The sequence below is a fragment of the Bacillus sp. FSL K6-1560 genome (assembly GCF_038592935.1).
In the GTDB taxonomy this organism is placed as follows: Bacteria; Bacillota; Bacilli; order Bacillales; family Bacillaceae; genus Bacillus; species Bacillus subtilis.
Map to the genome: position 1 here is coordinate 3,312,046 of NZ_CP151946.1, position 25,640 is coordinate 3,337,685.

Annotated in this window: 23 protein-coding genes; 6 read left to right on the top strand and 17 right to left on the bottom strand. The window is 45.8% G+C overall.

Annotated elements, in window-relative coordinates; all coding sequences use genetic code 11:
• Window positions 1–94 precede the first annotated feature (94 nt).
• The 10 genes from lnrK to glvA form a co-directional block, all read right to left on the bottom strand.
• Window positions 95–757: a two-component system response regulator LnrK gene (lnrK, locus tag NYE22_RS17780; RefSeq protein WP_032726622.1), complete on the bottom strand. Its 663-nt coding sequence runs from the start codon at window positions 755–757 to the stop codon at window positions 95–97.
• Window positions 754–1,956 carry a sensor histidine kinase gene (locus tag NYE22_RS17785; RefSeq protein WP_032726624.1) on the bottom strand — a complete coding sequence of 401 codons (1,203 nt, stop codon included), beginning with the start codon at window positions 1,954–1,956 and terminating at the stop codon, window positions 754–756. The genes lnrK and NYE22_RS17785 overlap by 4 nt, the downstream gene beginning before the upstream one ends.
• Before the next feature lie 117 nt (window positions 1,957–2,073).
• The gene (catE, locus tag NYE22_RS17790; protein ID WP_187002134.1) at window positions 2,074–2,931 is read right to left on the bottom strand and encodes a catechol 2,3-dioxygenase; all 858 of its coding nucleotides are present in this window, start codon (window positions 2,929–2,931) and stop codon (window positions 2,074–2,076) included.
• Between the two features lie 17 nt (window positions 2,932–2,948).
• The gene (gene catD, locus NYE22_RS17795) at window positions 2,949–3,353 is read right to left on the bottom strand and encodes a DoxX family oxidoreductase CatD (RefSeq protein ID WP_003244204.1); all 405 of its coding nucleotides are present in this window, start codon (window positions 3,351–3,353) and stop codon (window positions 2,949–2,951) included.
• A 153-nt stretch (window positions 3,354–3,506) separates the two neighbouring features.
• Window positions 3,507–5,321, bottom strand: coding sequence for an ABC transporter ATP-binding protein (locus tag NYE22_RS17800; protein WP_342412020.1), 1,815 nt, complete (start codon window positions 5,319–5,321; stop codon window positions 3,507–3,509).
• A complete protein-coding gene (locus tag NYE22_RS17805) occupies window positions 5,315–7,036 on the bottom strand; it encodes an ABC transporter ATP-binding protein (RefSeq protein WP_077671667.1) in 1,722 nt (573 codons plus the stop codon). The genes NYE22_RS17800 and NYE22_RS17805 overlap by 7 nt, the downstream gene beginning before the upstream one ends.
• A gap of 414 nt (window positions 7,037–7,450) precedes the next feature.
• Entirely contained in the window at window positions 7,451–9,784 is a 2,334-nt protein-coding gene (locus NYE22_RS17810) for a peptidase G2 autoproteolytic cleavage domain-containing protein (RefSeq protein WP_049140601.1), read from the bottom strand.
• A 123-nt stretch (window positions 9,785–9,907) separates the two neighbouring features.
• Window positions 9,908–11,491, bottom strand: coding sequence for a PTS maltose transporter subunit IIBC (malP, locus tag NYE22_RS17815; protein WP_043940075.1), 1,584 nt, complete (start codon window positions 11,489–11,491; stop codon window positions 9,908–9,910).
• A 14-nt stretch (window positions 11,492–11,505) separates the two neighbouring features.
• Complete coding sequence (glvR, locus tag NYE22_RS17820) at window positions 11,506–12,270, bottom strand: MurR/RpiR family transcriptional regulator GlvR (protein ID WP_014476181.1); 765 nt, start codon at window positions 12,268–12,270, stop codon at window positions 11,506–11,508.
• Window positions 12,271–12,334: 64 nt separating this feature from the next.
• Complete coding sequence (gene glvA / locus NYE22_RS17825; RefSeq protein WP_014476180.1) at window positions 12,335–13,684, bottom strand: maltose-6'-phosphate glucosidase; 1,350 nt, start codon at window positions 13,682–13,684, stop codon at window positions 12,335–12,337.
• Between the two features lie 335 nt (window positions 13,685–14,019).
• Here glvA and NYE22_RS17830 point away from each other — a divergent pair, with 335 nt between their 5' ends.
• From NYE22_RS17830 to NYE22_RS17855, 6 genes are read left to right on the top strand one after another with little or no spacing between them, the layout of a single operon-like run.
• The gene (locus tag NYE22_RS17830; protein ID WP_003243177.1) at window positions 14,020–14,334 is read left to right on the top strand and encodes a WXG100 family type VII secretion target; all 315 of its coding nucleotides are present in this window, start codon (window positions 14,020–14,022) and stop codon (window positions 14,332–14,334) included.
• Window positions 14,335–14,339: 5 nt separating this feature from the next.
• The gene (locus tag NYE22_RS17835; RefSeq protein ID WP_014476173.1) at window positions 14,340–15,563 is read left to right on the top strand and encodes a hypothetical protein; all 1,224 of its coding nucleotides are present in this window, start codon (window positions 14,340–14,342) and stop codon (window positions 15,561–15,563) included.
• A gap of 11 nt (window positions 15,564–15,574) precedes the next feature.
• The gene (locus NYE22_RS17840) at window positions 15,575–16,342 is read left to right on the top strand and encodes a hypothetical protein (RefSeq protein ID WP_003243767.1); all 768 of its coding nucleotides are present in this window, start codon (window positions 15,575–15,577) and stop codon (window positions 16,340–16,342) included.
• Between the two features lie 31 nt (window positions 16,343–16,373).
• A complete protein-coding gene (locus tag NYE22_RS17845) occupies window positions 16,374–16,931 on the top strand; it encodes a YfjD family protein (RefSeq protein WP_003244496.1) in 558 nt (185 codons plus the stop codon).
• Window positions 16,932–16,940: 9 nt separating this feature from the next.
• On the top strand, window positions 16,941–17,483 hold the full coding sequence (locus tag NYE22_RS17850; RefSeq protein WP_342412021.1) for a YfjD family protein: 543 nt from the start codon (window positions 16,941–16,943) through the stop codon (window positions 17,481–17,483).
• A gap of 49 nt (window positions 17,484–17,532) precedes the next feature.
• Window positions 17,533–17,862: a YnfA family protein gene (locus tag NYE22_RS17855; RefSeq protein WP_010886445.1), complete on the top strand. Its 330-nt coding sequence runs from the start codon at window positions 17,533–17,535 to the stop codon at window positions 17,860–17,862.
• A 35-nt stretch (window positions 17,863–17,897) separates the two neighbouring features.
• Here the strand turns inward: NYE22_RS17855 and NYE22_RS17860 are convergent, their stop codons facing one another.
• The 7 genes from NYE22_RS17860 to NYE22_RS17890 form a co-directional block, all read right to left on the bottom strand.
• Window positions 17,898–18,077, bottom strand: coding sequence for a small acid-soluble spore protein H (locus NYE22_RS17860; RefSeq protein WP_003244276.1), 180 nt, complete (start codon window positions 18,075–18,077; stop codon window positions 17,898–17,900).
• Between the two features lie 53 nt (window positions 18,078–18,130).
• Window positions 18,131–19,948, bottom strand: coding sequence for an acetoin dehydrogenase operon transcriptional activator AcoR (gene acoR / locus NYE22_RS17865; protein WP_014479182.1), 1,818 nt, complete (start codon window positions 19,946–19,948; stop codon window positions 18,131–18,133).
• Window positions 19,949–20,064: 116 nt separating this feature from the next.
• Entirely contained in the window at window positions 20,065–21,441 is a 1,377-nt protein-coding gene (acoL, locus tag NYE22_RS17870; protein ID WP_101501769.1) for an acetoin dehydrogenase complex dihydrolipoyl dehydrogenase, read from the bottom strand.
• Between the two features lie 20 nt (window positions 21,442–21,461).
• Window positions 21,462–22,658 (bottom strand): acetoin dehydrogenase complex dihydrolipoyllysine-residue acetyltransferase, encoded by a 1,197-nt coding sequence (acoC, locus tag NYE22_RS17875; protein ID WP_014479180.1) that lies wholly within the window; start codon window positions 22,656–22,658, stop codon window positions 21,462–21,464.
• 13 nt (window positions 22,659–22,671) lie between these two features.
• A complete protein-coding gene (gene acoB, locus NYE22_RS17880) occupies window positions 22,672–23,700 on the bottom strand; it encodes an acetoin:2,6-dichlorophenolindophenol oxidoreductase subunit beta (protein ID WP_015252545.1) in 1,029 nt (342 codons plus the stop codon).
• A 3-nt stretch (window positions 23,701–23,703) separates the two neighbouring features.
• Window positions 23,704–24,705, bottom strand: coding sequence for an acetoin:2,6-dichlorophenolindophenol oxidoreductase subunit alpha (acoA, locus tag NYE22_RS17885; RefSeq protein WP_342412022.1), 1,002 nt, complete (start codon window positions 24,703–24,705; stop codon window positions 23,704–23,706).
• Window positions 24,706–24,935: 230 nt separating this feature from the next.
• Entirely contained in the window at window positions 24,936–25,625 is a 690-nt protein-coding gene (locus NYE22_RS17890; RefSeq protein WP_038829505.1) for a hypothetical protein, read from the bottom strand.
• Between the last annotated feature and the right edge of the window lie 15 nt (window positions 25,626–25,640).

The window sequence follows — 25,640 nt, forward strand, 5'->3', positions numbered from 1 at the left end:
GCGTGCGGCATGTAGCGGCAGATAGAACATAGGGCATGAAAAAAAGGCCTGTAAAAGGCCTTTTCAGAGAAGTGTATATGCAAAACGTCATATGTCAAAAGACAGATACACCATATCTGACCGAGTAAATGGCGGCTTGGGTTCTGTCCCTGACAGCCAGCTTGCTGATAATATTTGAAACGTGGTTTTTGACTGTGCCTTCTGTAATGTAAAGCTTTTCGGCAATTTCTTTGTTATTCAGCCCGTACCCCAGCTCAGCCAGAACTTCGATTTCGCGCTCGGTCAGGCCGAGCAGCTCCTTAGGTTTTTCTATCTCATTTATTCCTTTCAGTTGTTTTTCACGCTTCCATTCATTCAGCATTTGGGCAGTCAATTCCGGCGGAAGCACCATTCCGCCAGAATGAACAGTCATCACCGCTTTTACAATCGTATCTGCCGACATATCCTTCAGCAGGTACCCGCTTGCTCCTTCTTCAAGCGCTTCAGCAATCAGCGCTGAATCCTTAAAGGTTGTCAGCATCAAAACCTTTACGCCGGGCAGCGAGCTTGTGATTAATTTTGTTCCCTCCACCCCGTTGGAAACCGGCATGCGGATGTCCATTAATACGATATCCGGCTCCAGCTCTTTCGCCTTTTCGAATGCTTCCTGTCCGTTTCGCGCCGTTGCGATCACATCGAGCTCTTCTCGGAGCTGGAGCAGGGATGCCAGCCCTTCTCTGACAATATCCTGATCGTCGGTAATGATGATCTTAATCATGATAAACTCTCCTTTTGCTGCACGGGCCTGAAGCTCCATTTTTTATTGGCAAGTGAAAATTCTGCATTCACAGTAAATCCTTGATCCTGTTCGCTTTCAAAGCGGATCATTCCACCATGTTCCGCTGCCCGCTTTTTCATATTCAAGAGGCCAAAACCAAGTGCTGCCTCGGGATTGCCTTTGCCGTCATCCTTAATGACAAGGCTGATGCTGTCCGTGGTGCAGGCAAGCTGTATTGAACAAGCTGTGGCGCCGCCGTGCCGTTTGGCATTGGTCAGTGCTTCCTGCGCCGTTCTGATCAGGGTCGGATGGAGAGACAGCGGGATGATTGCAGGATCGCCGCTGACCGCAAATTCTGTTGTGACTCCTGCATTTTTGCAAAAGTCCTCTGTCAGCTGTTTCAGCGATTCGATTAGCGAAGGATCGTTTTCAGTTTGCAGAGTGCGTACTGATAAGCGGACATCATCAAGCGCTTCACGGGCAAGTGTTTCACAGACACCTACTGTCTCATCCGCTTTTTGACTGTCTCTTTTTTGCCATTCACGCAAAAGCTGCAGCTGGACAAGAAGAGCCGTCATTTTATGCCCCACTGTATCATGGATTTCCCGCGCCATTCTGTTCCGCTCGTAAATGGCAGTCAGCTCTTCAACTTGCTTCGCATATAAATGGAGCTCCTGATGTGCAGCAGACAGCGCCAGATGGGACTCCGTCAGTTCCTGAAACTGCTGTTTTGCCGTATCCTGAGCCTCCAACAGCTTGCGGATTAATTTGCCCACGACACCGCAGAAGACAACGAATGTCATGCTGATGCAATGATCCATCACATATTCATCACCAAGCATATGATATGTGCGTAATAGAACAATCAGCCACATCATAAAACAAAAACACAGGACAGACCATACAGTTTTTCGGTCAAATCCCTTCAGAAAAAAGGTAACTGCAACCGGGCTGAGCAATGTAATATATAAACCTGTACCCGGAAACATGAAACCGAACGAAAAGCCAACTGCAATATCAATTAGACAAAAAATAATTGCATATTTCTGTACCCTTAATAAGAGATGATTTGCTAAGAATACACTTGCACCGCCAGCGATGAACAAATACTCAAACCAGCTGTCATCCTCTACAAGAAAAAAATAAACCGAACAGCTTACCATTAAGGTGAAAATCCTAGTAAAAAAAAGAGCCTTCACGCTCATCACTCCCGATACCCAATTCTCTTCTTATCATACCTGCCTGAGGGCATTTTTGACAGGAGTTTCTGGAAAATAAAAAATCCCCCTGCCGTTTTTTCGGCAAGGGGATTGCAGTTAAATCACAAATGTAATATAGGCGCCGGAAACAGGGTCTTTCACACGAAAACTGTTTTCCGTCTCTTCAATCGAATACCCGGCATGTTTGACTCGGTTCGCCACTAAAACCAGCTCCTCTTGGTGAGGCAGGACAACAGTGTAATAGTCTAGTCCGCTGGCATTTGTCGGTTTAGGCGGCGCATTTCTTCCCGCCCAAATGTTTAAGCCGATATGATGGTGGTACCCCCCGGCTGAAACGAAGAGGGCGGACATGCCCGCATAGTTTCCGACAATGTCAAAGCCCAGTACATCTGTGTAAAACGCCTTTGCTTCTTTCAAATCACTGACATGCAGATGAATGTGTCCGATGATTGTATCGTTCGGAAGCGATGCTTTCCGCTCATCTCCTGCCTCTTCCAGAAGGCCCTCAATGTCAACAGCGGTTGTCGTCATGACATAGTTTCCTTCCAGATCACGCTGCCACGTGCTGCGGGGGCGGTCAGCATACATTTCAATGCCGTTTCCGTCAGGATCAGACAGGTAGAGCGCTTCGCTGACAGCATGGTCCCCATGTCCGATAGCAATGCCGTGTTCAATCAAGCGGGCGAGCGCGATCCCAAGTTCCTTCCTGTCCGGAAGAAGAATCGCAAAGTGATAAAGGCCTGTCACAGACCGTTCAGGCAAGACGACAGCGCTCGGATTTTCTTCAAGAATAAGCAGTACGCGTTTCCCGTCAGCCGTTAATTCAGCTTGGCGATCCGTCTTTTTTAAGACTTGAAAACCGATGACGTTACAGTAGAACTGAAGCGAACGCTCCAGACTGCGAATTGTGAGTTTGGCATAGCCAATGTGTGTATCCTCATGAATGCTGGTCATGCTGCATGCCTCTTTTCTTATGCTGAAACGTTTCCGTTCTTTTTTCCTTTAAACACAAATGGGTCCAGCGCCAGGAATCGACTTCCAGTAAGCGCCAGGTGAATGGATGTCAAAAGCAGAAGGTAATCAAATTCTGCATTGCCCATGAATGGCGCTTTCAGCTTAACAGTGATGATGGCGCCGATCAGTGTAAGAGCGAACAGTACACCGACAATACGTGTAGCCAATCCGAAGAAGACCAGCACTCCGCCAATGAGTTCAATCGCTGCGATGACATACGCCATAAAGCTTGGAAGGCCTATGCTGCCGAAAAATTGGATGGTGCCCTCCATTCCCTGAAACTTTGATAAACCGTGAACAAAAAAGATAATACCTGTAATAACTCTTAAAAGTAATGTGCCAATTTCAAATGATTTATTCATTTTATCCTCCTTGATAAATGTTATCACTTACTTAATGTAAGCTAGTATATATACATAACTTGTTTACGTCAAGTAATTTTGTTACATTTTACGAAAATAAAATAAAAGTACTATAAATCTGTAACAAAAAAGACCTCTGTGCAGGACAAAGGTCTATTTCTCAAATTGGCTTTCATATAAGTCACTGTAAAATCCTTTTTGCCGAATCAGCTCGTCATGGCTGCCTTTTTCAATCATTTCACCGTCTTTTAGCACCACAATCTGGTCCGCTCTTTGAATGGTGTTCAGCCTGTGGGCAATGATGACGCTTGTTCTTCCTTCCATTAAACGGGCGAGCGCTTCTTGAATGTTGACTTCTGTAACGGTATCAATGTTGCTTGTTGCCTCATCCAAAATGAGAAGAACCGGATCGGCAAGCACCGCCCTCGCTATAGAAATCAACTGCTTCTGTCCTTGACTGATGCCCGAACCGTTTTGCGTCAGCACGGTGTCATACCCTTTTGGCAGCCTTTCAATAAAACTATGGGCATTCGCTGTTTTTGCAGCGGCTTCGACTTCCTGATCAGAAGCATCTAGCCTGCCGTAGCGAATGTTTTCTCTGATCGTTCCCTGAAATAAGAAAGAATCCTGAAGAACAAACCCCATGTTTTTTCTCAGGCTTGCTCTAGTAAGGGTTTTAATATCTATACCGTCGATTAAAATTTTTCCATCGTTAGGCTCGTAAAAACGGGCGATAAGGTTAGTGACGGTTGTCTTCCCCGCCCCCGTCGGTCCGACAAACGCGATGGACTGCCCTGCAGGCACGGTAAACTGTAAATGCTTCAGTGTCTGCTGCCCTTTATCGTCACCGAAGGACACATCGCGGAATTCAATGCTGCCTGTTTGGATGGGCTGATGCACGGCGTTCTTTTCATCCTCGCGCTCTTCTTTTTCATCAAGCACGTCAAACACCCGTTCAGCGCCGGCGATTGCGGACAGCATCGTATTAAACTGGTTGGCCAGATCGTTTAAAGGGCGTGTAAATTGTCTTGAATACTCGGCAAAGACGACGATGGAGCCGATCGAGATCCAGCCTTTCAGCGCAAACAAACCGCCGATTGCCGCTATCATTGTAAAGCTTAAGTTATTCAAAGAGTTCATGACCTTCGGGATAAACCCGGAAATCGTCTGCGCCCAAAAGCCCGACGTCTTGAGTGCAGCGTTTTTTTCGAGAAATTCAGCAGTAATCTGCTTCTCACGTGAATATGCTTTGATGACCTTTGCGCCTGAAACAGATTCCTCAATATACCCATTCAGATCACCAAGGTTTTTCTGCTGTTCTTTAAACAGCTTTCCCGTTCGGTTGGTGATCCATTTCAGGCTCGCTGCCATCACCGGAATAATGGTCAGCGTAATCAATGTAAGGAGCGGGCTCATGTACAGCATCACCGCAATCGTCCCGACAAAGGTGATCACACTTGACAAAATTTGAATGACTGACGTGTTTAAGGTAGAACTGACATTTTCGATGTCATTCGTCACCCGGCTCATCAGCTCGCCGTGCCGCTGTTTATCAAAAAATGGAATCGGCAGCTCATGCAGATGGGTGAACAATTCGCTTCTCATTCTGAAAACCGTGCCCTGCGAGATCGTAATCATCCAATAGTTTTGAAACCAAAGCGACAGGGACTGAATGATATAGATAGCGAGCAGAAGAAGCAAAACAGGAATCAAGCCGCTGACCGTTTTCCCGACGATAAAATGGTCGATGGCCTTTCCGATCACAAAGGGACCAAGGAGCCCGAATATGGCGCTGATGATAACCATCAGCATGACAAGTATGAGCAGTCCTTTTCTTTCAGCCAAGTAAGACCAGATTCGTCTCAGTGTGCCCTTTGTATCCTTTGCTTTCGCCCGCTTTTTCGCGCCTTCTTTTTTGTCAATTGGCAGTTTGGGATATTGGAAAGGCTTGCGGATGTCTTTTAGCATGACTCGCTCCCCTCCCTTCCGAATTGTGACTCGTAAATGCGCTTGTACAACTGAGATGCAGAAAGCAGCTCACTGTGAGTGCCTTTTTCAATCAGTTCGCCGTCCTCAAGCAGCAAAATCTGATCAGCTTTCATCGCCGTGGTTATTTTTTGTGTAATGATCAAAGTTGTGCAATGGTATGTGCTGATTGCTTCAAGCAGCTTCGCCTCCGTTTGCAGATCAAGCGCGCTTGTGCTGTCATCTAATAGAAGGATAGCCGGTTTTCGAATCAGTGCCCGCGCAATGGAAATTCGCTGTTTTTGGCCGCCGGACAGGTTGACGCCTCTTTGTCCCAAAACTGTGTCATATCCATTTGGGAGCTTCAAAATCGTTTCATGAATTTGCGCATGTTTGGCCGCATCCATTATTTCATCTAGTGAAGCATTTTCTTTGCCCCAAGCGATGTTTTCTTTGATTGTGCCGGAAAACAAGAGGACTTCCTGCGGTACATATCCAATTTGCCTGCGCAGCCCTTCAGCCGGAAAATCTTGAACCGGCTTTTTATCTATGTAAATGCGGCCTGAATCCGGCTGATAAAGCCGCGGAATGAGCTGAAAAAGCGTGGACTTGCCCGAGCCCGTCGCACCGAGAATCGCGATCGTTTCTCTTGGTTTTGCAGAAAATGAGACATCCCTGAGCGCTTCTCTGTCCATTTCAGGATAGCGAAAGGATACATGCTGAAACTCAATCCGTCCTGACAAACGATCAGATATGATGCCTTCCTCCCGCTCATCGCCTTCTGTTTCAAGCACCTCGCCGATTCTATCCCCTGAAGCTTTCGCCCTGGTGAAAATCATAATCAAAAACGGAAACATCGAAAGCGCGCCCGTAATTCGTGTTGCGTAGTTAATAATCGCAACAACATCGCCGACCTGAGTGCTTCCGCTCGTGATACTGTAGGACCCCGCCCACAAAATCAAAAGGATGCAGAGATTCATCAAAAGCATCAGTACAGGCATCGTGAATTCCACAAGCTGAAAGGCCGAAACCGTTTTTTCCATCAGCCTTGTGTTGGCTTTGATAAATCGTTTGACTTCGTGGCTGCCGCGAAGCAGCGCTTTGATCAGCTTGATTGCAATTAAATTTTCCTGCATGATGGTGTTCACTTGATCCAGCCTTTTCTGCACTGAGCGGAACAGTGCCCCGCCTTTCCTTAATACCCATAGCAAAAACAAGATCAGGATCGGAATGGTCACAAGCAGAAAAAAGCCGAGTTTCACATTAACGGCAAGCGATAGCACAATGCCGCCTGCAATCATTAAGGGAGCCCGCAGCATAAACCGCAAACTCATAAAAATCATATTTTGAACCTGTGTGACGTCGTTTGTCAGCCTTGTGATATAAGAAGAGGACGAAAACTGTCCAAATGTGGAATAGGAGAAGGACTGGATTTTTTGAAAAAGCCCTTTTCTCGTATCATAGGAAAAGCTTTGGCTGACATGGGCGGCATAAAAGGAATTCAGCATCCCCGCCGCAAAGGATAACACGGTCAGCCCGATCATGACCGTGCCCCATATCCATACATGCCGCAGATCTTGCTTCAATATCCCATCGTCGATGATTTTTGCAATCAATAAAGGCTGCATCAGTTCAACTGCAAGCTCCGTCAACATAAGAATCAGAGCAATTCCCGCCAGCAATGAATATGGTTTTAAAAACGACAAAGCCTTTTGCATGTAAAAGCCTCCAAACCCCTTTTAGCAATATGTACTTTTTATTTTAATTGTTTATAGGGCTTGATGAAAGAATTTTACTGTCATGAAGTGTTATGAAAGCATAGAAAAGCACTGAATTTATCGATAACCAAAATCACTTTATCTTTTATTCAAGAGCTATTCACTGCTGATCTGCGTTCATTAAAAAATATCAAAGATTTTACTCTACTCAAGTTGAGGTACTGGATAGACTTAGATAAATTAGGAAGATTGCTGGAAGCGTAGGAATAATGAAAAAGATAAATTTTAAAATGAAGACCTTTTTGCGAGGAATATAATCTCATAAAAATGCGGTGAAAAATTTCTAAAATCTAATTAAAACTCTAAATAGAGTGCATTGTTAAGCACTCTATTTAGAATCTGTACATTTTAATGTTACCGAATAAAAACTAAAACCACTCCATATCCCTTACTTTTGTCGAACTCTTTGATGACTCTCATGACCTGCCACCTTTGTTTAGGAGATACCGTTTTTGTAGCAATTCCGTTGTTATGCGCTTGAATAAAGTCTCCGGCTTCTACTGTGCTGTCGCATCTTACATAAACCTGTCCTACAAGGCCCACAACATTCCATTCATCCCTCTCTTCCCTAGAGGCATAGTTCTTATCTGGCTTATAATCAGGGTTTTCCATAGGCGCCATGACGATTTGGCCATTGGCACCTTTCTGTTTTTCATAAATATACCCGCCAAAATCATTCTTCAGGTATCTTCCAGACCAATGGAAGCTTGACTCACCAAGTATCACACCAGCTGTTTCAGAAATAACTCCAAGCATAAAGTCACCTTTTTTTGCAGGTCTAATTTTATCACCCTCCAATGTAACTAGGGTTCCTGCCGGAATTTTTTCACCGCTTAGGCTCTCAAAATATTCAGCGTAATCCGAGAACGTTTGGGAACTTTTTATGCTTCCTGAAGCCTTAATCGTTCCATCTTTTGCATGAAATTCTATCTTTCTGTTTGATGAGGATGGTGTGCTCCCACTTGCCCATCCTAGAGCAACTGAGTCTGAGTTCGGATTGATCGTATTATATGAGGCTATCACAGAAGATTGAGCAGCCCCAGTTGCTCTGCTTCGAACAGATCCAGCTACAAAATTATTATTTCCAGTAGCGTGGGAATCACGAGAGCCAATAATCCCGCTTCCTTTATGTTTAAACAAAAAGTACGGCGTCACAACGCCGCCAATCTTAAAATCTGTTTCGTAGCCTGAAAAGTCACAATTAGAAACATTAAGATCAGGGTCAACAGAAAAAATCCCAACTGTACCACTGTTATTTTTAGGCGATCTTTGCCCCCATACATTACTAACTACAGACTCGTACATACCGCTCCCAAAAACAACACCCTTTTCGGCTGAATCGATCAATGTCACACCATCAATCATTACCTTGCCGACGGAATTGTCGCCACCTACAATATAAAGATCATTATCAGCAGTTTTAAATCCTCGAATCGTTATATTCTTTAAATTGATTAGACGCCCTTTATAATACACGCTTACGACTGAATTTCCCTTATAGTTAATGGAGGAATCATCGCATATAGCATGAAAATTAACCACATTGACGCCATCGTAACCTGAAATTTGCAATGCATTCGGCCCTGCCCCTTTGTACAGATCACTCGGCTTAGGGTTATATGCGATACAGTTAGCCAGCTGAACGTCATGAGCTGATGCTGATTGAGGATCACTTGCTGTGTGGTGTCCTATATGCCGAATGCAAAAACTAATTGCATTTTCATAGGCACGGCAGTTCACAAGTTGAACTCTTTTTGCAGCCGGAGCATAATCATGAGCTTTAATTTCAAATCCTCGAACTCCTCCAATTGCGATGCAGCTATCAATCATTACATCCTGAGAGCCATCATCGATTTCAAAACAGTTTGTATTTGAAGACCCATCATTTAACCCCATCGGATGGTAAGAAAGACAATGACTGAAAGTCGTATGCTTTCCAAAGTGACATGTGAAATTATCATCGCCAGAGCCTGTTGCTTCGCAATATGAGAAGGTTACAAAGTTGCAGCCACCAGGCTGATAAAAGGTAGGATCATCATTTTCTCCGTGTCTGTTATAATTAGGGCTTGTAGCATCAAACCCGTGAAGGCCGGCATTTTTTGCAAAAACATGCTCTACAAAAGAGTAATCCACATTTGCAAAAAGCAAGCAGCTTGAAGTGGGCCCCTTAGGGATCTTCCATCCAGCAGGACGCGTATCTTTATTCCAGTCCAGTGTCAAATGTCCAATGTAGATATTTTCATTACCATTTGTATGATCACTATTGGTGAGTACAGAGTGACCAACTGGCGTATCGTCTAATAACTTGATGATGGTCCTTTTTTTACCCGCTCCAACCAGCATTGTATTCGAAGGAACGAGCAAGCCAGATACCCTAAATACGCCTGCAGGGACTTTTATGAGATAGCCACCTTCGGCCATCGCATCATGAAATGCTTGCGTATCATCTGTGACCCCGTCTCCTTTAGCTCCATAATCCATTACGTTTCGTTCATCAAGGTACTCAAATCTGTTCTCATACATTTTGAGTCTTTCATTTAAGTTTTCAAAAGTTGTTATTCCATTACTTAATGCAATCCCAATTTTACTATCAATCGTTTCGAAATTCTCGGCAAGCTTGGAATCAATTTCAATACTTTCAGTGCTTTCAGGTTTGTAAAGACCTAAAAACGTTGTATAATTTTCCATTTTTACTCCCCCTATTGGTTTCAATTTTTAAGAAACATAACATCCCTTGCACTTATAAGTGGCAAACGTATGACAAACAAAAAAGCGCTGTCTTTAAACAGCGCACTGATCAAATAATTTCACCTATTCATTTAGTATTTTTTCCACACGCTCCCGCATCTGCGGTACGCTTAATCCGATAATCACCTGAAACGCCTTCCCGTTCCTGACAACGCCGTGTGCGCCAAGCGCGCGGAATACGCTGTCGGGTTCAACCTTTGTTTCATCCTTGACACTGACTCTGAGGCGGGTGGCGCAGTTTGTGACTTCAGTGATGTTGTCTTTTCCGCCCAGCGCTTCAATATACAGAAAAGCGGTGTCATCAGCCGTTTCAGCAGCGGAGGCCGTTTCATCCTTGTTTTTTCTTTCTCTGTATTCCTTTTTCGAATACAGCTTTGTTTCCTGCTGTTCATCCTTTTCCCGTCCTGGTGTAGCGATATTGAATTTGAGGATTAAAAATCTGAAGACGAAAAAATAAATTGCTGTAAACGAGAGCCCGATCAAAATTTGATACACATATGTCATACCGTGGCTGCCAAAGAGCGGAATCCAGTTCAAGGTCACCGCCTCAATCAGTCCGCCTCCCATATTTCCGACGACGCCGGCCATATACATAACTGTCGACATTGTGGCGGCAAGCACGGCGTGAACCGCAAATAAGAAAGGTGAAATGAATAAGAACGTAAACTCAATTGGCTCTGTAATACCGGCGACAATCGCTGTCAGTGTGACAGGAATCAGCAGCCCTGCGACGAGTTTTTTCTTTTCCTTTTTGGCTGTCACATAAAAAGCCAGGGCGATACCCGGAATACCGAAGATTTTCGAGTTGCCGTGAAGCGCGAATCCGCCTTGCGGAAAGAGCTCCTTCAGCGGTTTGGCGCTTTGCGAATATTCGCCGAGATGCTGTGCCCAATACGTGACGATCCCGCCTTCCGCTACAGCCGGGCCATAAATAAACGGCGTGTAAATAAAGTGATGAAGGCCGGTCGGAATTAAAATCCGTTCCAAAAACGTGTATATCCAAACGCCCACCGCCCCAGAAGCAACCAGGAAGCTTTGAAGCGAGCCGATTCCCGATTGAACCATCGGCCAAATATAAGACACAGCCAAGGCAATTGGGATCATAATAAAGAAGGAAATCATCACGATATATGTTGAGCCTTGAAAGATGCCGAGAAAATCGGGCAGTTTTTTATCAAAATAGCGATTATGCAAAAAGACGACAATCGAAGAAATAAAGATGGCTCCGATAATGTTGGTATCGAGCGTTTTTATGCCCGCAATCATCGTTAACCCGCTCGTTCCGCCGACCTCTTGATTCATGTCGACGCCAAATGCTCCTCCCCATACCGTCAATATCGCGCTGACAAAATAGTTGAATGTCAGGTAGACAGTAAGCGCTTCCAAACAAGCGCGTGCCTGAGCTTTCTTCGCCAAAGCAACCGGGATGCCAATGGCGAATAAGAGCGGCATTTGGTTAAAGACAGTCCAGCCGCCCTGCTCAATGATATACCAGCACTGATACCAAAAACCGTCAGGATCGGCGAGCGGTCCCATGAGGGTTTTATTTTTAAAGAGCGTGCTGATACCGACGATAATGCCGGCGAACGCGAATAATAAAACAGGCACAAACATCGCGCTTCCAAAGCGCTGAATTTTTTGCATCATACCAGAACCCCCTGCTACTCATTGTCATTTTTTTCTGCCTCTTTGTAATCAACATATGCGCGGAACAATGCTTCGCCAACGAGAAAAAACGGTGCAAAAGCGACAATTTCCGTTTTATCGCTTAATGTCACAGGTTTGCTTGTCGCATAAAGATTATGCGGAGTCAGCTGGGCGAGGACATTGTTTTTTAAATTCGTAATGGAAATAAAGGGAATACCCTTTGCAGAAAGCATTCTTGCCTGAGGAATCAGCTCCGGTGTTTCTCCGGAAAGAGAAATGATGATAAACAGATCGTTCACTTTAAAATCCCCGCGCATCAGATTAAATTCATTCGTGTCTTCAATCAAAATAAGATAGCGATGACGCGGAATAAACATTCTTTGCAGGTCGCGGGCGCATATCTTTTGCGCATTTCCAGAACCGTAGACGAAAATGCGGTCAGCTTCATCAATCAGCTGGCACATGTCCGTCATGTCCTTTGTCCTTAAGAACTTCAAATTTGCTTCAATATCATCAAGCAGCTTTTCAAAACTCATACTCTCGCCTTCTTCCGGCTGATCTTCCCACTTTAAAAAGACGCGAAATTCACTGTAGCCACTGAAACCGAGCTTTTGGGCAAGCCGTAAAATTGAGGAACGCGATACACTGCAAGCTTTGGCCAGCGCGTCGATTCCAAGGTGATAGCATGTGTGCTTATGATTCAATATATATTTTAAAATATGAAAATCGTTGTCATTCAATTTGCTGTAGTGCTGATTGATCAGTTCTTCGAGCTGCATATCAGATCCCCCCATTTTCTTTCTATTATATACAATTACAGATTCGAAAATGGGGGAATTTCAGTTATGATATACGGGTCGGGCTTTGATCAAGCTCAGGCCAGAAGTCTTTGTTGGCCTCCATTAAATCCTCGAGAATGAGTCTTGCCACACGCGCGTTCGGCACTGTTTTTGACAAAATTAGCGCCTGCCACAGCTTTTGGAACGATTTCTCCGCCCACGCTTCAACAGTCAGCTTCTCAACGGATACCTGCTGCTCCATAAGCCCTTTTTGGAATTGCGGAATGGTGCCGACGGTAATCGGTTCAGGCCCATTTGAGCCGACAATGCATGGCACCTCGACCATCGCAGTCGGGTCAAAGTTCGCAATTGCGCCGTTATTTTCAACGATCAACAGCATTCTTTCACCTGTGTTGTAGGCAATCGCCCGGGCAAGATCAACGATATATGATGCGTGGTCATCGATTTTGATTTCGCTGTTTTCCGTGGACTGCTCACGTGTAATCATGTCACATTGGCTGAAAATAAAAGCTTCGCGACCTTCCATCACTTCATTTGCCCGCGTATGATTCGGATTTGATTTTTTCACCATATCATCCGGGAACAAATAATATTGCAAATACGTATTCGGCAGTGTGTCAGGATCTGCGGCCTGCACGTCACGCGCTTTGGCGAATGTGTCATTCCAGCTCGCCTCCACCGCTTCAGCCTCTGTTTTCGGAATATAGCCGTATTGAGATACATGCTCCTTCAGCTTCGGCATTAAATCGTTGCCCTCTTGATCCTGAATTGATGTCCACCAGCCGAAATGATTTAATCCGTAATAGCGGACCTTCATTTCTTTTCTTGAGGATAAGCCAAGAATTTGCGCCATCCGGTCTTCGATCCCAACCGGCATATCACAGATATTGAGAATTTTAGAATTCGGTCTAAGGCGTCTCGTAGCTTCAGCCACAATCGCCGCCGGATTGGAATAATTGAGCATCCACGCATCAGGCGAGTATTTTTCCATGTAATCTAATATCTCAAGCACACCGCCGATCGAACGCATACCGTATGCGATCCCGCCCGGCCCGCACGTCTCCTGGCCGACAACTCCGTACTTTAACGGAATTTGCTCATCAAGCGCACGCATCGCGTATTTCCCTACTCTGATGTGCGCCATAACAAAATCGACATCTGTAAAAGCTTCTTCCGGGTCAGTCGTCGCTGCAAATTCAATATCCGGCGCTTTTTCTCTGATAAAAACGTCACAGGCGCCTGCAATTCGATCCTGTCTCTCCTTATCATTATCATACAGCTTCAGCTTTCTGATCGGAAACTCCTCCAAATGGTCCAAGAGCATGAGTACGATCCCTGGAGTGAAAGTGCTCCCTCCGCCCGCTATTACGATTGAGAATGATTTTTTCTTCATATGACGACCTCCTTGATAACGTTTACAATTCCATTTATACCATGAGATAGCCCGTCCCGTAACACGTTTGGCGCACTTAGGTCATTTGATCAACTTTAGTGTTTTTTCCCATAGAGCGGGAAATTTCTCATTTGCCTTATGTCTGAGAGATTTGGTTTTTTTACCTTTTTTGTAATCTTAAAGTCTCACCAACTGTGAATTTTAAGTGAATATACGCCCTTCCAATTCTTATGAAAAGGTTCTTTTGTACGATTCGGATACATGCCGAATTATTTATAATCATTTATATAAAACATCCAATTGTGCGTGAATTTAGAAAAGGCAGGGGACAAAAGTTGGACTCATATAAAGTCATTGAGCTGGCAAACAAGTATAGTGCGGCCGCAGAAGAGGTCAGAAGCTCCAAAATGCTGCTTGAATCCCGGTTATCTGCATTGGGAGATGCTTGGCAGGGCAAAGCAAGAGATTCGTTTGACCAGGATTTCGAGGAAACGAAAGCCGCCTACGATCAATTCGAACAGGAGCTGCTTGAAACAAGCCAAGAGCTGAAGGCTGCCGCTGTCAAAATAGAAGAACGAAAAGCTGAAATTGCCAGAATGGAAGAACTGGAGCGTAAAGCAAGAGAGGAAAGACATAAACTCGGGAGGTGAACGGTGTGTCAGGAAACATTGCAGTTGATCCGGATAAGCTCGAACAGCTTGCAAATGATGTAGTCACTGAATTAACTGATATGGAAAACAAATATAAGGACCTGCATGTGGAGCTGGGGCAGATGATTTTGCAATGCGATCCCCGCTACAGCAGCTGTTTTTCCGGAGTGGGCGATGCGTGGAGCTCAGGAAAGGCGCTCGTCACCAAGCTGAGTGACAATGAGATTTTCATCAGAAAAACGGGCGATAAATTTGTGGAACAAGATGATATTTTGCGAAAGCTCTACAATGCCTACGACAAATACGGTACGTTGACAAGCTTAACCGCCCTTATGCTGACGCAGGGAAAATATTACGGATTAGGGCTTACGAAATTTGTGAAACAGCCAAGCGGCTTGCATACAGCACAGCACTCAAAACTGCTCTTGGATATTTCCAGGGCCGTTGACAGCTCACGTTATCAAAAAGCGGCAAGAGTGCTTTTGAATCCTAAATATTTGTTGAAAAAGACAAACCGTCCTTTTTCAGATTTGGTACATAAAAAGTTTACAAAATACTTCCCTCAGGACACGGTGGATTTTTCAAACAGCGTCAGAAGCTACACAAAAGGATTTCTTAATGAAGCCGGCGTACGCTCCACTTTGAAGGATGTGGGAAAAACGGGCTTGAGATTCGCGAAAGGAAATGCCATTACCGCCACACTGATTACCGGTGCGACCGAAACATTCGGAGCAGGCGTGAAAATTGCTGAAAATTATGCAAAATACCAGGACAAACCCGAAGTTCTCAAGCGTGAAAACGCCAAGGCCGTCGGGAATGCTGTGAATAATACGATTTTTGTTGCCGGCGGTGCCACAGCTGGTGCTGTCATCGGCGGTGCAATCGGAAGCTTTGCAGGACCTGTGGGTACTGTCCTTCTTGGGGCAGCAGGTTCATACATTGGCGGAGTCGTCGGAGAACAAATCGCCAAATATACAGCCGGTTTTGCCGAAAAAGCAGCCTTAAAGCTGAAAGAACCGATCCATGCTGTCGTTGATACAGCCAAAAAAGGGCTGGAATCGGCCGGCAAAGTCGTCAAATCAGTGAATGACGGCATAGATGCGGCGAATAAATCGATACATAAAGGGATAGACAGCGCGAAAAAAGGAATGGAAAAAGCAAAGAAAACAGCGGATTCGCTCATACACGGCGCAACCCATTTCCTTAAAGGGAAATTTTCATTTGGATAGGAGAATAAACAATGAAGCAGTTTACAATTAGCATAGAAGAACTCTTATTTTGCTTTTACAGCGAAGGGTTTTTTGAACAGGGGATGGCCTTGAAGCAGGCCTATTTTCCGGAAATAGAAGATGAACAGCTCGGCGCTTTGTTCGAAGCAGCTTGCCGCTCACTCTTAGCTAAGGATGCAGCGGAATATCGGAACCATCAATATCGGTTAAAGGACGAGTACTGTCCGTTTATCCATGTATTAAACGACGCTGACTATACAGTGAAGCTTTCTAAATTTAACGGGCAAGGCGCCGAACAGAATGTGTCCTGCCATGTATCAAAATTCGGCACCTACTCTCACGAACTCCTTTTTGATGAACAAGTCCATCGCATTACAAAAATGGAATCAAGTGAAGGGTTACTTGCTAAGACAGATGAGTTTTTACATATAATAGATACAGAGGATAAAAGAGAATCGATTGTGACATTGACATCAAATGAATTTGAAAAACTCTTGGAGGGCGCTTCAGACAACCCTTCATATCTAAAAGAGTTCCTTGAAAAACATGACCACCAAGAGGACGTTACCCGATTTGCAAATGATCTGGCTTTGCGGAAAGGGAAAATGGATACACTTATGCGTCTGGCATATGGCAAAGATAACACTCCTGAAGTGGCTGACATGGCATTTGTCCTGCCGGGGGCCCACCATACTTGGCTTGTCACAGGCATCACCCAGAATGAATTTTCTATCCTCCCTGCTCATAAGGATGTTGTAAATCAAATCATTTCAAAATGATAAGAATTGAATTAACAAAAGGAGAAAAGCATTGAAAAACCAAGAAATCATTGAAGTCAAAAGCAAAATGTTCCTGAGAATATGGGCTTTTGTCGGATCTGCCGGTATGGGATTAGCATGTTTGTGGCTCTTTTATATGGGTATTACGTTTCAAACGAAATATTACCTATTAGCCATTCCTGCTGGCTTTCTGTTCACCTTGTTTTGTTTATATTTATTTATCATCTTCTTTCCGGCTTTCACCCCGCGGGGAAATACCATTTTTCGCATCAAGACAGGAAAAAATGGAGAAGTGTTCACTGACAAAGTATCTGTTACGTTTACTGATATCAAGAAAATTGAGATGAGCCGCCATAAATTTAGTCTAAAAGGAATTTTCCAGGAAGATATATTGATCCAAACCGTTGATCAGAAGACCATTCGCATTCCCACTTGGAACATCATTCCGAATCCGTTGTTTTTCGAAGCGGTTGAACGCTATATCCTTCCCCATCTGAATGAAGAGGCGAAAAGCAATTGGATCGGACAGTTTACAGACATCCAACGCAGTGCGTATTTGAAGGAATTTGAGAATCATCCGAAGCTTTAGGGGCAGCACATGATTGAAGTAAAAAGCATGATGTTTCTAAGGGCTTGGCTGTTCCTCGCTACAGGGGGCGCCTTTATTGTGGGCGTCTGGCTGGTGTCTGAAGCTCTCACGTTTGAATCTAAATATGCCCTGCTTTATTTGGGCGGCGGATTACTGGCGATGATTTATGGATTGATCACATTCTTTATGGCTTTTCCTGCCTTCACAAGCCGTGGAAATGTCATTTTCAGCATAAAGACCGGACCTAATGGCGAGATCTTTTCGAGAAAGCGCAGCGTACTGTTTTCCGAGGTGAAGCGGCTTTATATGGGACGCCATCAATACAGTTTGAAAGGGATCTTTTTTGAGGATATTATCATCGAGAAAACAGACGGCAAAATCGTTCTAATCCCGACCTGGAACATCATCGCGAATCCGCTGTTTTTCGAAGCGGTTGAACGCTATATCCTTCCCCATTTGAATGAAGAGGCTCAAAACAATTGGATCAGCCAATTTACAGAGGTTCAGCGAAAAGCGTATTTGAAGGAATTTGAGAATCATCCGAAGCTTTAAAAGCTCTCCTCCTCTATAATGAAAGATAAATGCAAATTGAGGAGTGCTCATGATGCTGATTACCATTCTTTTATTTCTCGCGGCAGGGCTTGCTGAAATTGGCGGCGGATATCTGGTTTGGCTATGGCTGAGAGAGGCAAAGCCAGCCGGCTACGGAATTGCCGGGGCGCTGATCCTCATTGTATACGGCATTCTTCCGACGTTTCAGTCCTTCCCATCTTTCGGCCGTGTATACGCCGCTTATGGCGGAGTATTCATCGTGCTTGCGGTCCTGTGGGGATGGCTTGTTGACCGGAAAACACCTGATCTGTATGACTGGATCGGCGCATTCATTTGTCTCATCGGTGTCTGTGTTATTTTATTTGCGCCGCGCGGATAACAAAATGGCCTGCTTATGAAGCGGGCCATTTTTGTTTAATCCTCTTTTAAGCTGTTCAGCTGCACTTCATGCTCCTCTTGCGGTTCGTCAAGCGGATAAATTCTTGCTGTTCCAGTTTCTTCATTTACGTGCTGAATGTAAATAGGAACGCCGTTGTATGTTACTTTCTTCATGTCGGGAGATTCTACAATTTCTTTCGCCCTTTGAATATTCATCGTAACACCCTCCTTCAATACATAACGTTTCCATTTCCTGAAGGAAGTATGCTTTATGATTCAGCGGACAAGTTGAATTTTTTCAGGCGTTTGTAGAAAGTGCTTCGGGGGATCCCGCTGATTTTTGCGGCTTGAGAGACGTTTCCTTTTGCTGATTCAAGCGCTTTGATCATCATATCCTTTTGGATTTGCTCACGAAAGGTAAGCACGCCGGCAGCAGCCGGCTTTTTTTCTGCAGAGCTGGCCGGCAATCCAGCGGCTTCCAGTAAAGCGGGTAGCGGTTCATCCCTCAGCCGGCCGTCCGGAAATCTGATAGAAAGACGTTCAAACACATTAAACAGCTCACGGATATTCCCCGGCCACTTCCATTGCTTCAGCACATTACAAAAATCAGAAGGAAGTTCGCCTGGCCAATGATTCTTCTGTTTGTAGTGCTCAAAGAGGTCCGGGATATCCTCGGTGCGATCGCGTAATGGAGGGAGTTCAATTGGATAGACATGAAGACGGTAAAACAAGTCCTCTCTGATTTTTCCGTTTTCGGCAAGCTCGCGTAAATCACAATGTGTGGCGGCAATAACTCTGATATCAACCGGAATTTCTTTCGTCCCGCCGATTGGCGTTATCTTACGTTCCTGAAGCACTCGTAAAAGCGCAACCTGCATCGAGTGGGAAATTTCTCCGATTTCATCTAAAAATAATGTGCCTTGATTCGCTTTTTGAAAGGCGCCTTTATAGCCATTTCGTTTCGCTCCCGTAAAAGCGCCCTCTGCATATCCGAATAGTTCGCTTTCAATCAAATCAGACGGAATCGCTCCGCAATTGACAGCAATAAACGGACCGTGCCGTCTCTCACTGTTCTCATGAAGCGCGCGAGCCGCGACTTCCTTTCCCGTACCAGTTTCGCCCGACAAACAGACCGTTGCATCTGCCGCAGCTGCACGTTCAAGGTTCATCAGCATCGCTTGCGATCGGCCGCTTTGCCCGATCACTCCATTGAATCGAAACACCTTCTTTTTCTTTTGTTCCGAAAGATAAAAACAAGTGCCGCCATCTCCTATGGTGACAGCTTTTTCGATTGAGTAGCCCCGTTCCTTCAGCTCATACAGGTGCCGGCCCTGCCAATCCGGTATTGAGGTTCGAATCGGTATGCTCGCACTGATGATGTGCTGCTTGGTATTGCATAGCACCATCGGCACACTGGATGCAGCCCTCTCTCCAAAACGGCTGATCAGCTCGAGCTCTTTCTCACGGCTTTTAGCTGCGAGTTCCCGTTCAGCTGCATAGGCGATCGCAGTGGCAATACCGAGCATATGAGGATGAGCGCCTGCCGCCGGACACGATATGTCAATCACACCCGCAAGGCTGCCATCCTCATGGTGAATCGGAGCGGCTGAACAGTTCCAAAGATGGGAAGCAATGGAGTAATGCTCTGATCCTTGTATCGCAACCGGCTCGCTAATGTGGAGTGCCGTGCCAATCGCATTTGTTCCGACAGCCGTTTCCGTCCAGCATGCCCCTTCGACAAAGTTGATGCGTTTGGCTTCATAGAGCGCGCGGGAATGGCCGTCCAATGCCAAAACAACACCGTCTGAATCAATTAACAGCGCCATCATTTCCATTTCTTTTATGGCAGGCAGCAGTTTTTCGAGGTAAGGCTTTGCGGTCGTCAAGAAGAATGAATGTTTTTTTGACTGCTGATCCAGCTCCGTTTGCTGTAAAACCTTCGGGCCTTTTTCTAAATAAGGATTGACCTCAGCTTTTTTGCAGCGATGCCATGACTCTGCAATCCGTTTTCTTAATCGGGCTTCGTCAAGCACACCGTCTTTCACAAAACGTTTCCAGGTTTGCAAATCGTTTGGGACCGAATTCATTTCCTTGATCGCTCCTCCCTTACACGCCGTTTTCATCTATTGTAGGGGAAAAATAAAGCGCTTTCAACAATAAAAAAAGCAGGCGCCTTATATCCATGCGCCTGCTTTTTCCTTTATTATGCATGTACCGCAAGGCCGATCGTGCTTAACAGCGCCTCATGCAATGTTTCCGATAAAGTCGGATGGGCGGCGATAAAATGCTCCGCCATATCTGCCGTCATCTCACCATTCATGATCGCTGCCGCTTGGCCGATGAGCTCGGTTACATCCGGGCCAATCATCGAGACACCCACGATTTCGCCGAATTCCGGTTCAGCCATGATTTTGACCTTTCCTTCCGCTTGCTGTTTAATGAGCGCCTTGCCGTTTGCGGAAAAAGGAAATTCGCCAATTTTCACATCGCCGTATATGCTTCTTGCCTGTCGTTCTGTCATTCCGATACACGCGATTTCTGGGGACGTATAGATGCAGCGCGGCACATGTTTCTCATTGATTTTGACATCCCTTCCGGAAGCATGAGAAGCAGCGATGATGCCCTCATGGAAAGCGGCATGCGCGAGCTGAATGCCCCCTATAGCATCTCCGCACGCGTAAATATGAGGCACGTTCGTCTGCATGTGCCCATTCACCGGAATGCCCTTTGGAGAAAAATCAACTCCGGCCTGTTCAAGCTGTAATCCGTCAAGACGGGGTTTTCTGCCGATCGCCACCAGCACATAATCGGCCTTCGTTTTAAACTCTCGCTGACCGCTTTTCCATATTGCCGTTTTGGCCGTTTGATCCACCCGTTCTAACCGGGATGAGGTATGCACTTCAACACCATCTTCCTCTAGCTTTTCCTGAAAGAGACGGGCAATATCTTCATCTTCAGCCGGGATCAGCTGGTCCGCTGTTTCAATGATGGTCACCTTCGATCCCAATCTGGCGAACAGCCCTGCATACTCACACCCGATGACACCGCCGCCGACAATGACTAGTGAAGACGGAATCTCGGAAAGAGAAAGCGCGTCTTTGCTGTCGAGGATCCATTCGCCGTCAAACGGGGCGAAAGGCAGCTCGATTGGCTCTGATCCGGAGGCAATCAATACTTGGTCCGCCTCTCTGATTTCTTTTCCTTTTTCTCCTTCGATCAAGAGCTTTCTTTCAGAAAGAAAGGAGGCTGTTCCCTTTACAACCTGTATTTGATTTTTCTTCATTAGGTACTGAACGCCTTGGACAAGCTGACTGACAACCTGTTGTTTCCGGCTTTGCATTTTACTCCAATCGACTGATATCGCACCTGCCGGAAGTTCGATTCCAAAGCTGTCGGCATGCTTGATTTTATCAAGAACGTTTGCGCTTTCTAACAAAGACTTTGTCGGGATGCAGCCTTCATTCAGGCAGGTCCCTCCAAGCTTGCCTTTGTCAATAAGCAGCACGTTTCTGCCCTGCTGTGCCGCGGAAACCGCAGCCGCATAGCCTGCAGGTCCGCCGCCGATAATGGCTAATGTCATGTCGTTTTCACCTGCTTTTCCTATAAAATTAATGCTGCGGGTTCTTCCAAATATGTTTTCATCGCCTTCAGGAATGCAGCGGCAGGGGCGCCGTCACACGCTCTGTGATCAAATGTCAGGCTGAGTGGCAGGATCGTGCTTCTGACGATCTCCTCCCCTTGATACACCGGCGTGTCATAGCTTGCTCCGATGCCGAGAATGCCTGTTTCCGGCGGATTTAGTATCGGTGTGAAATGCTCAACTCCAAACGCGCCAAGGTTTGTAATGGAGAAAGTAGATCCTTGCAGTTCTTCGCTTCCCGCACGTCCCTCGCGTGCTTTTTTGGCATTTTCTGAGATAGATTGAGCCAGTTCTATCAGCGATAGCTTTTCAGCATGGCGGATGACAGGCACCACTAAGCCATTTTCCAAGGCTACAGCCATACCAAGGTGCACATGGGGATGTGTGATGATGCGCTCATTTTGATAAAAGCTGTTCAGCACAGGGTGAGCTTGCAGAGCGAGAACGGCGGCTCTTGAGACAAAATGAGTGATCGTCAGTTTTGTGCCGTATCTCTCTTCCGCAGTTGGTGAAAGCTGTTTTTGAAGAGTGGCAAGCTTGGTGATATCAGCTTTCATCGTGATCGTCAGCTGCGCGCTGTTTGCCAGGCTTTCCTGCATTCGGGCAGCGATGACCTTTCTCATGCCTGTCACCGGGATTTCCTGCGCTTTCTGCTCCGACACAGGCTTTGCCTGATCTTTTTTCTGTTCAGCAAGAGCCTTTGTTACGTCATCCTTCACGATTCGTCCGCCTGGTCCAGTTCCTTTCAGTTGTTTTAGGTCTAATCCTGCTTTTTCTGCTATTTTCCTGGCGACTGGAGATATTTTCATTCGATCTTTTTTGGAGGCTGCGGGTTTGTTTTCTTGTTTGACGGGCTGAACGGCTTGCGGCATATTGTCTTCAGCAACAGGCGCGCTCGCCTCTTCCTGCACCGACTCATTGGCGTCCCCGATATAGCAGATCGCTGTGCCGGGCGGAACCTCTTCTCCCTCTTTCACTTTGATATCGATCAGCGTTCCTTTTTCAGGCGCTTCGATCTCCATTTCAATTTTCTCCGATTGAATGCTGGCAATGCTTTCTCCCTTTTCAACCGGGTCGCCTACTTTTTTATTCCATATCGATACTTCCCCTTGTTTCATGGCCATTCCCAATTTTGGCATCACTACTTTTACCGCCATTTGTGTTCCCCCTTTAATTCATTGCCGGCTCGCCAAGCAATTCAAGCGTGACGCTGACAATTTTATCTGGTGTCGGCAAATATTGATCTTCAAGCACTGGTGAAAACGGAACCGGTGTATGCGGCGCTGTAATCCGTTTAATCGGCGCATCAAGCAAATCAAAGCCCTTGTCAGCGACAAGCGCAGCAATATCCGTGGCAATGCTGCATCGCGGATTGGCTTCATCAATGATGATCAGACGATTTGTTTTTTCTAACGATGTGAAAATCGCATCCTCATCCAGAGGGGACAGACTGCGCGGATCAAGGACCTCGGCTTCGATGCCCCTCTCTGAAAGCTGTGCAGCCGCTTCAAGCGCAGTATTGACCTGCTTGCCGACTGCAAAGAGCGTAACATCATTGCCCTCGCGTTTGATATCCGCTTTTCCGAGGGGAATTGTATAATAATCTTCCGGCACCTCGCCCTTCATGTTGTAGGACGTTTTGTCTTCAAAGAAGAACACCGGATCATTATCTTCTATTGCTGCAAGCAGAAGACCTTTGGCATCATACGGATTGGATGGAACAACTGTCTTCAGTCCAGGGATGCTCGTGAAAAGGCCATACAGCGCTTGTGAATGCTGGGCAGCGGCCCGGAACCCTGCTCCGTATGTGGTGCGGACGGTAATCGGCACTTGCGCTTTTCCGCCGAACATGTAACGGAATTTCGCCCCTTGGTTGATCACCTGGTCAAAGCACGTGCCGATAAAATCGTTAAACATCAGCTCGGCAATCGGTCTCAAACCGGTTGATGCCGCAGCCATAGCCGCACCCATATAGCCCGCCTCAGAAATCGGAGTGTCCAGCACTCTTGTGCGCCCGAATTCCTGTACGAGCCCCTTTGTGACCCCTAATACACCGCCCCATGCTTCATCATCCTGCAAATGATCGACCGCCGCTCCCCCGGCGACATCCTCACCGATCAAAAGCACATTTTCGTCTTTTCTCATCGCAAGCTTCATTGCTTCATTGATCGCGTCTGACATGCTTATGACTCTCGCCATCTCTTACATTCCTCCTTTTTCATATGACACATACACATCTGTCAGCAGCTCCGAATCTTTTGGATATGGGCTGTCTTCGCTGAACGAGACGGCTTTTTCAATCGATTCGCTGACACGCTGTTCAATGTCTGACAGCTTATTAGCATCTGTTTCTTTTAAAAGGTAGTTTTTAAAACCTTGAATGGCATCTTTTTCTTCAAGGTGCTCAACTCTTTCATCCTTCGTTTTATAGGTTTGGGCATCTCCTTCGAAATGGCCGTAGTTTCTGTAGGTCATACATTCAATCAAAGACGGGCCGCCGCCGTTTCTTGCTCTTTCTATCGCTTCCTCGGCTGCCTGGTAAACTGCTAAAATATCTTTGCCGTCAACTGTAACCCCCGGCATGTTATAAGCAGCTGCCCGATCGGCGATTGAATCACAGGCTGATGCGTACTCAAATGGGGTAGCTTCGCCATAGCCGTTGTTTTCAGCAACAAACACGACAGGAAGGTTCCATACAGCCGCTAAATTCAGCCCTTCGTGGAAGGTGCCTTGGTTATTTGCCCCGTCCCCGAAAAAGCAAACGCTTACATTTTTAGTCTGTTTATATTTAGCCGTGAGCGCTGATCCGCATGCGAGCGTAAAGCCGCCCCCGACGATTCCATTTGCGCCTAACATGCCTTTATCAAGATCCGCAATGTGCATAGAACCGCCCTTGCCTTTGCACAATCCGGTCGCTTTTCCGAAAATTTCCGCCATCATGCCGTCCAAATCACAGCCTTTGGCGATACAATGTCCATGTCCCCTGTGGGTGCTTGTAATGCTGTCGCCATCATGTAAATGAGCGCACACCCCTACAGCCACAGCTTCCTCACCGGCATATAAATGAACGAATCCGGGAAACACTCCCTGGGCGAACAGTTCATGCACTTTGTCTTCAAAGCCCCTGATCTCCAGCATCTTTTGGTACATCCACAGCGCTTTTTCCTCAGTTAATGATAAGCCTTCTCGTTTTAACAATTCCATTTTGTGCGCCTCCTTCTATTTAGGGTTCACCATTATAAATGCAAGAAGTGTGCCAGTCTTTTGAGCCCGTAAAACCAGTCTTCTCGTCTTCACTTTGGAGACAGTTTGAGACGTGTGTCTCGTTTTGTCTCAAACTGATTCATTTGTCTCGTTTTACAGCATGCAAAAAAAGACCGGATATCACCCGGCCTTTGACAATGATCGACGTATTTATTTCCTTGGAAATCTTTTTAACTTCCTAGTTCCTCTGCATCGTTTGACTGAATAGCTGCTTTTGAAAGAAAATCAATTGAATATTTGACATATCCAATACCGCCGTCCCCGTCCTTCTGCATACAGTCTATCGTGCCGTTTGAGTATGTATATCCCTTTTCATTAAGCGTTTTTCTGACCGTTTCCGCCATCTTTGCGGCATCTGTTTTTGATAACCCGCTGGCGTCTAACTGAATCGTCATGCTCATAGGCGCTTTTTCAGCCAGCTGTTTGTTCCATTTTGTATCTAACGTGAACTGTCCGTTTTCAATACTCAAAGCAGCATCAGCTTTTATAAGTCGAGGAACCGCTTTTTTCAGATCTGCTTCGATTGCCTTCGTTGCTTCTTCATTTACATGTTTTGATACTGATTCGGTATACGCTTCTTCAATTCCATCGCACGTTACTTTAGGATGCAGAAATCCCTTCGTACACATTGGGTAGCGATGAGATTGGGAGGTTGCTTCGAATACATATTCAGAGGTTTTAGCGTTATATACCCCATTCGTGATCTTGATTTCTTTCTTAGGATAGGTTTGTTTCACATAAGAGACTAGCTTCTGTTCTGCAGCATTTTTCGAAAATGGATCACCGAACCATACATGATAGATATATAGTCCGCATCCGAATAATGCAATGGCAAGCAAGCCAAACACAAGTTTTTTCATGTTCACACTCTTTTC